Consider the following 13,667-nt stretch of genomic DNA (forward strand, 5'->3'; position numbering starts at 1 on the left):
AAAGAAGAGCTGTGCTGCGCACACACGGCCTCGGAACACTGCGTCCCGAGCACATCGGACAGACCGTCACCCTCGCGGGCTGGGTGGCCCGCCGCCGAGACCACGGCGGGGTGGCCTTCGTGGACCTGCGGGACTCGACGGGCGTCGCCCAGGTCGTGGTCCGCGAGGAAGAGGTCTTCCACGGCCTGCGCAACGAGTTCGTCCTCCAGGTGGTCGGCACCGTGGAGCGCCGTCCGGCCGGCAACGAGAACCCGCAGCTCGCCACGGGCGAGATCGAGGTCATGGCCGAGAAGGTGATCGTCCTCAACACCGCCGATCCGCTGCCGTTCCAGGTCGACGAGCACGTCGAGGTCGGCGAAGAGGCGCGCCTGCGCCACCGCTACCTCGACCTGCGGCGGCCGGGTCCGGCCCGCGCCATGCGGCTGCGCTCCGAAGCCAACCGCGTGGCCCGGGAGCTGCTGCACGCCGAGGACTTCCTCGAGGTCGAGACCCCCACCCTGACCCGCTCGACGCCCGAGGGCGCCCGCGATTTCCTCGTGCCGGCCCGCCTCGCGCCCGGCTCGTGGTACGCCCTCCCGCAGTCCCCGCAGCTGTTCAAGCAGCTCCTCCAGGTCGGCGGGATCGAGAAGTACTTCCAGATCGCGCGCTGCTACCGCGACGAGGACTTCCGCGCGGACCGGCAGCCGGAGTTCACCCAGCTGGACATCGAGGCCAGCTTCGTCGAGCAGGACGACGTCATCGCCCTCGGCGAGCGCATCGTCGCCGCCCTGTGGAAGCTCATCGATGTCGAGGTCCCCACTCCGATCCGCCGGATGACCTACGCGGAGGCCATGGCGAAGTACGGCTCGGACAAGCCGGACCTGCGGTTCGGGCTCGAGCTGACCGACCTCACCGAGTACTTCAAGGACACGACGTTCGGCGTCTTCAAGGCCCCGTACGTCGGCGCGGTCGTCATGCCGGGTGGCGCCTCGCAGCCCCGCCGGACGCTCGACGCCTGGCAGGAGTGGGCCAAGCAGCGCGGCGCCAAGGGCCTGGCCTACGTCCTGTACAAGGAGGACGGCGAGCTCGCTGGCCCGGTGGCGAAGAACCTCACCGACGCCGAGCGCGAGGGGCTCGCGGCGGCCGTCGGAGCGAACCCCGGGGACTGCATCTTCTTCGCCGCGGGCGAGCAGGGCCCGTCCCGGGCGCTGCTGGGCGCGGCACGGGTCGAGATCGGCCACCGCACGGGCCTCATCGACCCGGACGACTGGGCCTTCGTCTGGGTCGTCGACGCCCCGCTCTTCGAGGCGTCCGCCGACGCGAAGGCCTCAGGCGACGTCGCCCTCGGCTACTCAGCCTGGACGGCCGTGCACCACGCCTTCACCTCGCCCAAGCCCGAGTTCCTCGACACCTTCGACACCGATCCGGGCGAGGCACTGGCCTACGCCTACGACATCGTGTGCAACGGCAACGAGATCGGCGGCGGCTCCATCCGTATCCACCGGCGCGACATCCAGGAGCGCGTGTTCAAGGTCATGGGCATCGGCGCCGACGAGGCCCAGGAGAAGTTCGGCTTCCTCCTCGAAGGCTTCAAGTACGGCGCCCCGCCGCACGGCGGGATCGCGTTCGGCTGGGACCGGGTCGTCGCACTCCTCGCGGGCGTCGACTCGATCCGGGAGGTCATCGCCTTCCCGAAGACCGGTGGCGGCTTCGACCCGCTCACGGCCGCGCCCGCCCCGATCACCCCGGAGCAGCGCAAGGAGGCCGGCGTCGACGCCAAGCCGGAGCCGAAGAAGGGCTCCGAGTCGTAGTCACCCCGCCAGATCGGCAGCGCACGACGGCGAAGGCGCGGCTCCCGCTGGGAACCGCGCCTTCGCCGTGCCTGCTGAGTTGCCCGCTCAGGACCGGTCCGGCAGTGCGATGTCCACGACCGCGCCGGTGGGTGCGGTGGCCGGGCCTGTCTCGGCGGAGATCACGAGGTGGCCCCCGGACAGCGCGCTGTCGAGGACGGTAGTGCTGCCGGACGTGAGCGTGCGGCTGTCGAGCTCGAGAGCCCGCCATCCGCCGTCGGCTGCGCGGCGCAGCGCCGCGGCGTGCCGCCGCGTCGCCGTCCCCACCGTGGCGACGAGGACGGCATCCTCGCCGTCCGAGGCCAGATCGGTGGTGATCGGTCCGTTCCCCTCAAGCGCATCGTGCGGTGCGGCGGACCACGTCGCGCCGCTGTCGATGCTCTCGTAGAGCGCGACGTGGCGCGTGCGGTCCGCGAACTCGTCGGTGACGGACAGGGCGAGCCGGCCGCCGACCCGGACGAGGCCCCCCACGGCCCGGCGTGCGCCCGCGGGGGCCTGCGGCGCCGACACCTCGGCGAAGGCCGATCCGCCGGTGCTCCGCCAGGCCTTCAGGCGCGCGGTGCCCGCCGTGGTCGCTGTCCCGATCGCGATGATGGACCCGTCCGGGGCCTCGGCGAGTCTCTGCACGGTGACATCGGTGCCCTTCGCGCCGGCAAACGCCGCCACGCTCGGCTGGGTCCACTGCTCGGCGTCGTGGCCCCGGACGGCGACGGCGCCGCTGACGGTGCCCTGGCGGTCCTCGACCGCGCCCGCGACGAAGAACTTCCCCTGGGCGACGAGCCCGTCGCGGATCACCGTCCCGTCCTCCGGTCCGGGGCTGAGGACGGCCTCGGACCCGGTGTTCCACTGTGAGCCGTCCGCGCTCGTCCACGCGACACCGTGTCCGTTGTTCGCCAGCTGGCGCTGGCCGAACACCAGTCGGCCGCCTGCGCCGGAGCGCAGGCCCGTGAACGTGGCCGGTGCTCGAGTCGGCAGGAGCGTGGGGCTGCTGAAGTCCGCTGGGGCCGCACGACGGAAGACCGCAGGCTGGCTTCCTTGGTACCCGAGCGCCTCCACCGTCCCGCCGCCGGTGGCCATCGACGCTATCACCGGTGTGGAGGACGCGGGCCCGGCCAGCGTGGAGCGGAGCGAGGCGGTGCCTGCCCCGTCGATGAAGTACACGTCCACGCGCGAGCCGATCTCGGCGTGCCTCTTCTGGAAGGACAGGAAGCCGCCCGGCACCCCGACGTTGCCCGCCGGGAAATCATGGCTTTCGGTGCCGTGGGAGGGGAGGCGCACGTCGGCCCACGAGCCGGGGCGCCCGATCCGCAGCGACGAGGCGATCCGTGGCCAGCTGCCCTGATTCCCTGCCACGAGGAAGGAACCGTCGGAATAGTCGAGCTCGTCAGCGCCGCCGTCAGGCAAGGTGCCGTCCCGGAGGCCGGCTTCCAAGCTCGGCCGCAGGGTCGTGCTTCCCACGGGGCTTCGGAAGACGGCCTCGGGGTACTTCTTGCCTGCAGTGATCCGGCCCCAGCCCACCATGGCCGGCCCCTCGGGGGTCCACGCTGCAGCCCGCGGGGCGCCGGGCCCCCTCCCGAGGCGGGCGGTGGATGCGTACCTGCCGCTGGAGTAGGTGACGCCGCCGTCGCCGGAGTGGAAGATCACGCCGTAGGTCTGCTTCTGGCCGAGAATCGTGAAGACAGCTTCGCCTACGAGGACGATCTCGTGGTCCGAGGCCGCGATGTCCAGGAAGTCCTCGGTGAATCCGGCCTTGGCGTACTCCTGGGGCGGGAGCCCGTCCGGAATCAGCGGGCGGACGGTCCAGGCCCTTCCGTCCGGGCTCGTGGCCGATGTCCAGGGCTCGCCCTCCTTTCGGAAGACGACGGTCCACCCGTCCGCCGTCCCGGCGAGGAAAAAGTCCGCGCCGTCCGGGACGGGGACCCCGTCACCCGTCCGGGCGAAGGCCGCGGAGTCCGGACTCGAGTACACCACGAGGCGATCCCGCGGCCCGGCCTCCGCCCGGCCGACGGCCAGCCATCCGCGCGGCGACGAAGCGAGGCGTTCGAGGGTGTCTGACGTCGCCGCCTGTCCGTCGATAGCGGCTTCTTGCCAGGTCACGCCCGCGTCCCGGGAAGCGGCGATGGCCGTGCCGACACGGTTGAGGCCCGTCCCCGAGGTCTTGAGGACCGCCACGGTGTCTTGGCGGGCGGCGGGAGAGGCGGCGTCGGCGTTGGCGAAGGCCGTCTGAGACCGATCGCCGGCGATCGACGACACGTCGACGGCTACGAGGGCTGGGTCCGTGTCGGATGTCGAAGCCGTGCCGCCCGTGCAGGCTGAGCTGGTGAGCAGGACTGCGATGAGCACGGCAGCGGCTCCCACCGCTGTCCGTTGTCGGCGCAGGGCGGGCGCAGGGCGCGAGTGACTCATGATCCCCCCGGGATGGTGTGCGGAATGCGGCGCGTTCCGGCCGTCTGGTGCGAACGTAGCAGCGGGGGACTGCTCCGCGCCGGTCGATCTCCAGCCCTGTGGATAACCGGTCCCGCAGTGTCGGCGGCGCGGGGTAGCGTAGTGGCGATGGAAGATCTGTTCGGTTCCAGCGACGGCGGCTACGCGGACGGCGGCGAGGAGGGCGCGCCGTCGGCCGCCTCTGACGCGCGCGCCGCGAAGGCGGCCCGCGACGCCCAGCGCAGCCCGCTCGCCGTCCGCATGCGCCCCCGCACGCTCGACGAGGTCGTCGGGCAGCAGCATCTGCTGGGCGAGGCGTCCCCGCTGCGCCAGCTCGCCGCGGGTGCCGCCGGCGGAGGCGCCGTGTCGGTGACCGGGCCGAGCTCGGTGATCCTCTGGGGCCCTCCCGGGACCGGCAAGACGACCCTCGCCCACGTGATCGCCCGCGGGCCGGGCCGGAAGTTCGTCGAGCTGTCCGCGATCACGGCCGGCGTCAAGGACGTCCGCCGCGTCATGGACGAGGCCCTGACAGCGCGCGACCTGCACCGCACCACCACCGTGCTGTTCCTGGACGAGATCCACCGGTTCACCAAGGCGCAGCAGGACGCTCTCCTCCCCGGCGTCGAGAACCGCTGGGTCGTCCTCGTCGCCGCAACGACCGAGAACCCCTCCTTCTCGGTCGTCTCGCCGCTGCTCTCCCGATCCCTCCTGCTCACGCTTCGGCCCCTCACGGACCAGGACATCCGCGGACTCGTGGAGCGGGCGGCGGCGGATCCGCGCGGCCTCGGCGGCGCGGTGGCGCTCGCGGACGACGCCGCTGAGCACCTCGTGCGCCTGGCCGGCGGGGACGCCCGCCGGGCCCTCACCGCGCTCGAGGCGGCAGCCGCCGTCGCCCTCGGCCAGGCGCGGGACGAGGGGCCCGACCCCGCCGGTCCGGTCACCGTCGAGGTGGCCCACACCGAGAAGGCCGTCGACGCCCACGCCGTGCGCTACGACCGTGCGGGCGACATGCACTACGACGTCGTGAGCGCCTTCATCAAGTCGATCCGCGGCTCGGACGTCGATGCGGCGCTCCACTACCTGGCGCGGATGGTGGAGGCGGGGGAGGACCCGCGCTTCATCGTGCGCCGGATCGTCATCTCGGCCGCCGAGGACATCGGCATGGCGGACCCGACAGCCCTCCAGACGGCCGTCGCCGCGGCCCAGGCCGTCCAGCTGATCGGCATGCCCGAGGGCAGGATCGTGCTCGCGGAGGCCGTAGTCCACCTCGCCACCGCCCCGAAGTCCAACGCCGCCTACCAGGGCATCAACGCGGCCATCGCCGACGTCCGCGCCGGCCTCGGCACCGGCATCCCCCCGCACCTGCGCGACGCGCACTACGCCGGCGCGGAGCGGATCGGGCACGGCAAGGGCTACCGGTACGCCCATGATGCGCCTCACTCGGTGGCCCGCCAGCAGTACCCGCCGGACGACCTCGTGGGCAAGGACTACTACGTCCCCACGGGCAACGGCGCCGAGCGCGAGCTGCAGGCCCGCGTCGAGCGCCTGCGCGGGATCGTCCGCGGCAGCTGACACTCCGCAGCCATGCTAGGCTAGATGACCGTCTGGCACGTCCGGGCCGCTGCCCCCTGCGGGGAGTGCGCCCGTCGGTAGCAGAAGGCAGTCGCGGGCCAATGCTCTCCACCTCGGGAGGCCAGGAATCCATACGCCGCGGCACAATGAAAGGACACACGTGTCGAGCACTCGTGCCCGCCGTCAGACGCGCCTCTCGCGCTCTCTCGGCCTCGCTCTCACCCCCAAGGCCGCCAAGTACATGGAGCGCCGCCCGTACGGCCCCGGTGAGCACGGCCGCGCCCGCAAGAAGCAGGACTCGGACTACGCGGTCCGCCTCCGCGAGAAGCAGCGCCTCCGCGCCCAGTACGGCATCCGCGAGGCGCAGATGACCCGCGCCTTCGAGGAGGCCAAGCGCACCAAGGGCCTCACCGGTGAGAACCTCATCGAGCTCCTCGAGATGCGCCTCGACGCCCTCGTGCTCCGTGCCGGCTTCGCCCGCACGATCGCCCAGGCCCGCCAGCTCGTCGTGCACCGCCACATCACGGTCGACGGCGCCCGCGTGGACCGCCCGTCCTTCCGCGTCGCCGAGGGCCAGCTCATCAGCGTGCACCAGCGCTCCGAGACGATGACGCCGTTCCAGGTCGCCGCAGCCGGCGCCCACCGCGACGTCCTGCCCGCCGTCCCCGGCTACCTCGACGTCAAGCTCGAGGCCCTCCAGGCCCGCCTGGTGCGCCGCCCCAAGCGGACCGAGATCCCGGTGACCTGCGAAGAGCAGCTCGTCGTCGAGTACTACGCCCGCTGATCCGTCCCGCCCCCAGGCGGACGGGCCAGCTCGAGGAGCCCGCGGCGCGCGCCGCGGGCTCCTCGCGTGTGTAAGGTAGCCAGAGGGTGCGCGGGCGAGCCGCGCGCCGGGAGGAGGAACCGTGTCCGGAGGGGACATCGCAGGACTCATCGCAGCAGGCGTCTTCGCCGTGCTCGTGGCCCTGCTTGCCGTGCCGATCCTGAAGCTCGGGCGCGTGCTCGATGAGCTCCGGGGCTCGATCCGCAGCCTCGCCGACGGCGCCACGCCCCTCATGGACGAGGTCACCATGACCGTCACCACCACCCACGAGCAGCTCAAGAAGGTCGACGGGATCGCCTCCAACGTCTCGGACACCACCGCGAATGTCTCGGCGCTGTCCTCGCTCGTCGCGGCCACTGTCGGCTCGCCGCTCGTGAAGGTGGCCGCGTTCTCCTACGGCGTCCGGTCGGCCTTCGCCCAGCGGCAGAGGACGCCCCGCGCCTCCGGCCGCCGCAGCCGCTGACCGGCACGTCCGGCAGCAACCAAGGAAGGGAAACCCTCGTGAAGCGCATCGTGTGGCTGTCCGTGGGCGTGGCGCTCGGCGCCGTCGCCTACCAGAAGATCTCCGCGGCCCGCTCGCTCGCCTCGCCCGGGGGCATCAACCGGGCCGTGGCCTCGCTCGCGGACAGCGTGGCCCACTTCGCGGACCAGGTGCGCGCGGGGATGGCGGAGCGCGAAGGGGAGCTGCGCCAGGGCCTCGGCCTGCAGGACTAGCTGCCGCGCCTAGAATTGATGAAGGCATCCGGGCCACCGGTGCACGGATCCGCTGGCCGTCCGGCGCCGCGGCGCGCCGCGTCCACTCGTAGAGAAGGTTGAAGAACACGCCCATGAAGTCGCACGAGATCACCCGACGCTGGATCGACTACTTCGTCAGCAAGGGACACACGGCGGTGCCGTCGGCATCGCTCGTCTCGAGTGACCCCTCGCTGCTGTTCACGGTGGCGGGCATGGTCCCCTTCATCCCGTACCTCACCGCCCGCGAGGAGCCGCCCTTCCCGCGCGCGACCAGCGTCCAGAAGTGCATCCGCACCGGGGACATCGAGGAGGTCGGCAAGACCGCCCGCCACGGCACGTTCTTCCAGATGTGCGGCAACTTCTCCTTCGGCGACTACTTCAAGGAGGACGCGATCCGCTTCGCGTTCGACCTCCTGACGAAGGGCGTCGACGACGGGGGCTACGGCCTGCCCGCCGAGAAGCTGTGGGTCACCGTCTACGAGGACGACGACGAGGCGGCCAACCTCTGGCTGGCGCACACCTCGATTCCCGCCGAGCGCATCCAGCGCATGGGCAAGAGCGACAACTACTGGTCCACCGGCCAGCCCGGCCCCGCCGGGCCCTGCTCCGAGATCTACTACGACCGTGGCCCCGCCTACGGCGTCGAGGGCGGCCCCGCCGCGGACGACAACCGCTACATCGAGATCTGGAACCTCGTGTTCATGCAGTACCAGATCGAGAACGTGCGCTCGAAGGTCGACTTCGACATCGTCGGAGAGCTGCCCAAGAAGAACATCGACACCGGCCTCGGCATGGAACGCCTCGCGATGATCCTCCAGGGCGTCGAGAACATGTACGAGACCGACCAGGTCCGCCCCGTGATCGACAAGGCGGCCGAGCTCTCGGGCAAGGAGTACACCTCCGCCGAGACCGCCGACGATCCGCACCACGCCGACGACGTCCGCATGCGGGTCGTCGCCGACCACGTCCGCAGCGCGCTCATGCTCATCGCCGACGGGGTGACGCCCTCGAATGAGGGCCGCGGCTACGTGCTGCGCCGTCTCATTCGGCGCGCTGTCCGCGCCATGCGCCTCCTCGGCGTCGACAAGCCGGTGCTGCCTGCGCTCCTCCCGGCCTCGCGCGATGCCATGAAGGGCGTCTACCCGCAGGTCGAGAAGGACTTCGACCGCATCAGCCGCATCGCCTATGGCGAGGAGAAGGCGTTCCTGCGCACGATCGCCGCCGGCACCGCGCGCCTCGACGAGGCCGTGAAGGCCTCGAAGTCGGCCGGTTCGCCGCTGTCCGGCGAGGAGGCCTTCACGCTCCACGACACCTACGGCTTCCCCATCGACCTGACCCTCGAGATGGCCGAGGAGGCCGGGGTCTCCGTGGACGAGACCGCCTTCCGGGCGCTCATGGAGGACCAGCGCCAGCGCGCCCGCAAGGACGCCAAGGAGAAGAAGTCCGGCCACGCCGACCTGACGCTGTTCCAGGAGCTGCACGCCGCCGGGGACACCGTCTTCACGGGCTACACCGAACTCGCCGGCGAGTCCCGGATCCGCGGCCTCGTCGCCGGCGGCTCCCGCGTGGACCGCGCGTCCGCGGGCGAGGAAGTGGAGATCGTCCTCGAGGAGACCCCGTTCTACGCCGAAGCGGGCGGCCAGGCCGCCGACCACGGCCTCATCAGCGCCGACGGCGTCCTCGTCGAGGTGCTCGACGTCCAGCGCCCGATCAAGGGCCTGTCTGTCCACAAGGCGATCGTGCGCGAGGGCGAGCTGAGCGCCGACGCCCTGGTGCGCACCGCCGTCGACCAGGAGCGGCGCCACGGCGCCGAGCAGGCGCACACCGCGACGCACCTCGTCCACGCCGCCCTGCGCCAGATCCTCGGCCCGGAGGCCGTCCAGCGCGGCTCCTTCAACAAGGCCGGCTACCTTCGTTTCGACTTCGCCTGGGGCGAGCAGCTCTCCGGGGCGGCCCGGAGCGAGATCGAAGAGGTCGCGAACCTCGCGATCCGCGACAACTTCGCCGTCAACACCGCCGAGATGCCGCTGGCCGAGGCGCGGGCCGCCGGAGCGATGGCCCTGTTCGGGGAGAACTACGGTTCCCGGGTGCGCGTCGTCGAGATCAACGGGCCGTGGTCCATGGAGCTGTGCGGCGGCACGCACGTCAACTCGACGGCGCTCATCGGCAGCCTCACGATGCTCGGCGAGCAGTCGGTGGGCTCGGGCAACCGGCGCGTGGAGGCCTACGTGGGGCTCGACGCGTTCCGCCACCAGGCCGCCGAGCGTGCCCTCGTCTCCGAGCTCAGCGAGATGTTCAAGGTGCCCTCGGCCCAGCTCACCGACCGCATCTCCGCGACGCTCGAGAAGCTCAAGACGGCTGAGAAGGAGCTCGAGCGGCTCCGCAAGGAGAAGCTCGCCGCGTCCGCGGCCGCCCTCGTGGGCAGCGCGAAGGACGTCGCCGGGGTCCGCCTCATCACCCACGACGCCGGCGAACTCGGCTCCGCGGACGAGCTGCGGGCGCTCGCGCTCGACCTCCGCGCCCGCCTCGGCTCCGGCCCGGCTGCCGTCGCCGTGGCCGGGGTGGCCAAGGGCCGCCCCGCGGTCCTCGTCGCCACCAACGACGAGGCCCGCGCCGCCGGCGTCAAGGCCGGCGCCCTCGTGCGCACGGCCGCCGGGATCCTCGGCGGCGGCGGCGGCGGCAAGGACGACGTGGCCCAGGGCGGCGGCACCGACCCGTCGAAGATCGTCGAGGCGCTGGGCGCGGTCGCGACCGCGGTCGCCCAGCGCTAGCGGGCGCCGCCTATGACCGCCCCCCATCACCCCGAGCGGCCCTTCCCGCGCGGCGTGAGGCTCGCCGCAGACGTGGGCACCGTACGGGTCGGAGTCGCCGTGTGCGACCCCGACGGCATCCTCCCCACCCCGCTGAAGACCCTGTCCCGGGATCCCAAGCGCAACAGCGACATCGCCGTCCTCGCCAAGGAGGCCGCCGCCCGCGGCGCGGTCGAGGTGTTCGTCGGCCTGCCGCGCACGCTCGCCGGACGGGAGACCCAGTCCGCGGCGCTCGCCAGGTCCTTCGCCGAGCGCCTGGCCGTCGCCCTCGATGCGGCCGGGAGCGCCTGCGGCGTGCGGCTCGTGGACGAGAGGTTCAGCACTGTAGAGGCGGAGCGCAGCCTCAGGGCGGCTGGCATGGACTCGCGCGAGCAACGTAGAGTGGTGGACCAGATGGCGGCCGTGGGTATACTCCAGCACGCGCTGGACCTGATCCGTGGCCGCGGCGAGGCCGGCGACCCTGTGGGTGTCCCGGATCCGCGGAGTGGGGAGATCCGCAGCGACGACTCGGATGTGAGAGGCTAGCGAGAATGGACCCCCAGGACAACACGACCCCGGCCGTGCCTGACCGGCCCTTGACGCGCCGCGAGATCCGTGAGCGTGAGCGCGCCCGTCAGGAGGAGCAGCAGCGCATGCTCGCCCCGCAGCGGCGCGCCACGACTCCTCCTCCGTCTGCCTTCCCCCGGGGCGCCTCGGCGTCCGATGCCGCGCCACCTGCCCCGGACGGCTCGCCCGCTGCCGGCGCGGCCGCGGCCCGGGAGACCACGCCGTCCCAGGTGCGCCCGCCGCAGGCCAGCACGGCGGCCGCAGCGTCCTCAGCGTCCGCGGACCGGGGGACCGCCCCCGCAGCCGCCGACGGTCCGCGCCCCGGGACCACGCACGGCCGACGCCGCGCCCGCTCCTTCGAGACGGCGGACTCTGCCGTCGCCCCGACCTCGGCCGCGATGGGCTGGGGTGCCTACCCGCCGTCGTCCGGCCCCCACGCTCCCGCCTACTCGCCGCCGTCGGCCATCCCCGCCGCCGAGTCGGGCGCGCCCTCGGTCCTGCCCGCCCCCGTCCCTGCGGCCCGCCCCGCGGCGGACGCGTCCCCGGGCCGTCCTCCCTCCGACGGGGGAGCGGCGGCCGCCCGTGCGGGCGACCCGGCTGCCACGTCGTACCTTCCCACCGTGCCGGAGGCCCAGCCCGCCACCCGCCTCGTGAGCCGGGTCCCGGCGCCGTCCGAGGACGCACCGATCCGCCGCAATGTCTTCCCTGCTGCAGCGCAGGCCTTCACGCGCGGCGCGGCCGCCTCCGCCGTCCTCGAGCCAGAGGCCGCCCCGGCCCACGCACCGGTCGTCGATGCGCCGTGGGACGATGCCCACTCGGCCCTCGGGCTGCACGATGACGCCCACGAGGATGACCTCCTCGGCGTGGTGCACCACGGGAGCCATGCCCTCGCCGCGGACGACCACCCGCTCGACATCGCCCTGCCGCTCGACGCGGGCCACAGCGTCTTCGGCGAGCCAGTCGCGCCCAAGCCTTCGCGGGGGTCCCGCCGCTTCCGCGTCGTCATCGGCCTCACCCTCGCCCTGGCCCTCTTCGTCGGCGCGGCCCTGATCGGGGTCCAGTTCCTCAAGCCGCTCCTGGGCATCGACCAGGTCAAGGACTTCGCGGGCCCGGGTTCGGGCTCGGTCGTCGTGACAGTCCAGCCCGGCTCCGGCCCGGCCGCCGTCGCCAGCACCCTCCAGCAGCAGGACGTCATCGCGGACGCGGGGACGTTCCTCAAGGCCTTCGCCGCGGCAGGGGGCGACCTCCACCCCGGTGACTACACGTTCAAGAAGGAGATGAAGGCCTCCGATGCGGCGGCGATCCTGGCCGGCTCGGACAGCGCGAAGGTGATCTACTTCGCCCTGAGCGCCGGGATGCGGGTGGGGGACTCCCTCGACGCGATCGCGAAGGCGGCCTCGGTGGACCGCAAGGACCTCGATGCGCTCAACGCCAGGCCCGGGGACTTCGGGCTCCCGGCGAAGGCCAAGAGCCTGGAGGGGTACCTGGCGCCGGGGGAGTACCGGTTCCCGGTGGGGACCTCGGCCAAGGACATCCTGGCCAAGCTGGTCTCGACCACGGTGGACGAGCTGAAGCAGGACGGGATCACCGACCCGAACCAGCAGTACCAGGTCCTGACGGTGGCCAGCATCGTGCAGGCCGAGGGCGGGCAGGCGGACTACGGCGACGTGGCCGGGGCGATCGAGAACCGGCTCAAGCCCAACGACCAGACCAACGGGCTGATCCAGTCGGACGCGACGGTCACGTACGGGCTGGGCACGAAGACGGTGCAGCTGACGGATGCGCAGAAGCAGGACGCGTCCAATCCGTACAACACGTACGTGCACACGGGGCTGCCGCCCGGGCCGATCGGCTCGCCGGGATCGAAGGCCGTGGCGGCGGCGGCGCACCCGACAGCGAACGACTACCTGTACTGGGTGACGGTCAACCTCGACACGGGGGAGACGAAGTTCGCCAAGACCTACGCCGAGCACCAGGGCTACGTGGCCCAGTACCAGCAGTGGTGCACCGCCAACCCGGGCAAGTGCCAGTGAACGAAGCGCCCGCGACGGTGGCCCGCGCCGCCGTCCTCGGCCACCCCATCGGCCACTCGAAGTCCCCGGCCCTCCACCGCGCGGCCTACCGCGTCCTGGGCATCGACATGGAGTACGGCGCCTTCGACCTCACCGAGGACCAGCTCCCGGCCTTCGCGGCCCGCGTGCGGCGCGAGCCCGGCTGGCGCGGCCTGTCGGTCACGATGCCGCTCAAGGCCGCGTTCGTGCCGCTCGTGGACCGGGTCGAGGGGCTCGCGGCCGAGCTGGGCGTCCTCAATACGGTGGTCGTCGAGGTGTCGCCCGCGGGCACGGTCCTCGTGGGGCACAACACGGACGTCCTCGGCATCACCGAGTCCTTCCGCCACGCTGGACTGGACTCCGTGCGCGATCCCGTGATCGTCGGCGCGGGGAACACGGCGCTGGCCTCCGTGGCCGCCCTCGCCAGGCTCGGCGCCGGCCGCGTCGAGTTTCTCGTGCGCGACCCCTCCCGGTCCGCGGAGGCCGCGGCGCTGGCTGAGCGGCTCGGCCTCCAGGTGGCCGTCTCGCCGCTGGCAGGGGGAGCCGCGCGGCTCGCCGCGGCAGACGCCGTCGTCAGCACCCTCCCGCCGCGCGCCGCCGACGGCCTCGCCGCGGAGCTGGCCGCGGTTCCGGCGGACGACGGCGCCGTGCACGTCCTGCTCGACGTCGCCTACGATCCGTGGCCCAGCAGGCTGGCGGCGGCGTGGGAGGCACGGGGAGGCCTCGTGCTGCACGGGCTCGAGATGCTCGTCTACCAGGCCGTCGAGCAGATCGTGCTGTTCACCGGCCGGGAGGATGCCCGGTCGCGCGATGTCATAGATGTGATGTGCGCCTCAGTGGGCGTACCCCGGCGCACGGCATAGCGCCGCCGCGTGGC

At 72.6% G+C, this 13,667-nt stretch carries 10 protein-coding genes; 9 read left to right on the top strand and 1 reads right to left on the bottom strand.

Annotation, left to right across the window (positions count from 1 at the left end):
• Window positions 1–11: 11 nt before the first annotated feature.
• Window positions 12–1,790: an aspartate--tRNA ligase gene (gene aspS, locus J2W21_RS07220; protein WP_307113807.1), complete on the top strand. Its 1,779-nt coding sequence runs from the start codon at window positions 12–14 to the stop codon at window positions 1,788–1,790.
• An 87-nt stretch (window positions 1,791–1,877) separates the two neighbouring features.
• Here the strand turns inward: aspS and J2W21_RS07225 are convergent, their stop codons facing one another.
• Complete coding sequence (locus J2W21_RS07225) at window positions 1,878–4,172, bottom strand: hypothetical protein (RefSeq protein ID WP_307113808.1); 2,295 nt, start codon at window positions 4,170–4,172, stop codon at window positions 1,878–1,880.
• Window positions 4,173–4,382: 210 nt separating this feature from the next.
• Here J2W21_RS07225 and J2W21_RS07230 point away from each other — a divergent pair, with 210 nt between their 5' ends.
• From J2W21_RS07230 to J2W21_RS07265, 8 genes are all read left to right on the top strand, one after another.
• Entirely contained in the window at window positions 4,383–5,825 is a 1,443-nt protein-coding gene (locus tag J2W21_RS07230) for a replication-associated recombination protein A (protein ID WP_307113809.1), read from the top strand.
• 160 nt (window positions 5,826–5,985) lie between these two features.
• Window positions 5,986–6,609, top strand: a complete 624-nt coding sequence (gene rpsD, locus J2W21_RS07235) for a 30S ribosomal protein S4 (protein WP_307113810.1) — start codon at window positions 5,986–5,988, stop codon at window positions 6,607–6,609.
• A gap of 121 nt (window positions 6,610–6,730) precedes the next feature.
• Window positions 6,731–7,111, top strand: coding sequence for a DUF948 domain-containing protein (locus J2W21_RS07240; protein WP_307113811.1), 381 nt, complete (start codon window positions 6,731–6,733; stop codon window positions 7,109–7,111).
• Window positions 7,112–7,149: 38 nt separating this feature from the next.
• The gene (locus J2W21_RS07245) at window positions 7,150–7,362 is read left to right on the top strand and encodes a hypothetical protein (protein ID WP_307113812.1); all 213 of its coding nucleotides are present in this window, start codon (window positions 7,150–7,152) and stop codon (window positions 7,360–7,362) included.
• Window positions 7,363–7,475: 113 nt separating this feature from the next.
• Complete coding sequence (gene alaS, locus J2W21_RS07250; protein WP_307113813.1) at window positions 7,476–10,154, top strand: alanine--tRNA ligase; 2,679 nt, start codon at window positions 7,476–7,478, stop codon at window positions 10,152–10,154.
• A 12-nt stretch (window positions 10,155–10,166) separates the two neighbouring features.
• Window positions 10,167–10,718: a Holliday junction resolvase RuvX gene (gene ruvX / locus J2W21_RS07255; protein ID WP_307113814.1), complete on the top strand. Its 552-nt coding sequence runs from the start codon at window positions 10,167–10,169 to the stop codon at window positions 10,716–10,718.
• Between the two features lie 5 nt (window positions 10,719–10,723).
• Window positions 10,724–12,772 (top strand): endolytic transglycosylase MltG, encoded by a 2,049-nt coding sequence (mltG, locus tag J2W21_RS07260; RefSeq protein ID WP_307113815.1) that lies wholly within the window; start codon window positions 10,724–10,726, stop codon window positions 12,770–12,772.
• Window positions 12,769–13,653, top strand: a complete 885-nt coding sequence (locus tag J2W21_RS07265) for a shikimate dehydrogenase (RefSeq protein WP_307113816.1) — start codon at window positions 12,769–12,771, stop codon at window positions 13,651–13,653. Before mltG ends, J2W21_RS07265 begins: the two co-directional genes overlap by 4 nt.
• Window positions 13,654–13,667: the final 14 nt, after the last annotated feature.

It is taken from the genome of Sinomonas atrocyanea (assembly GCF_030811715.1).
Lineage (GTDB): Bacteria > Actinomycetota > Actinomycetes > Actinomycetales > Micrococcaceae > Sinomonas > Sinomonas atrocyanea_A.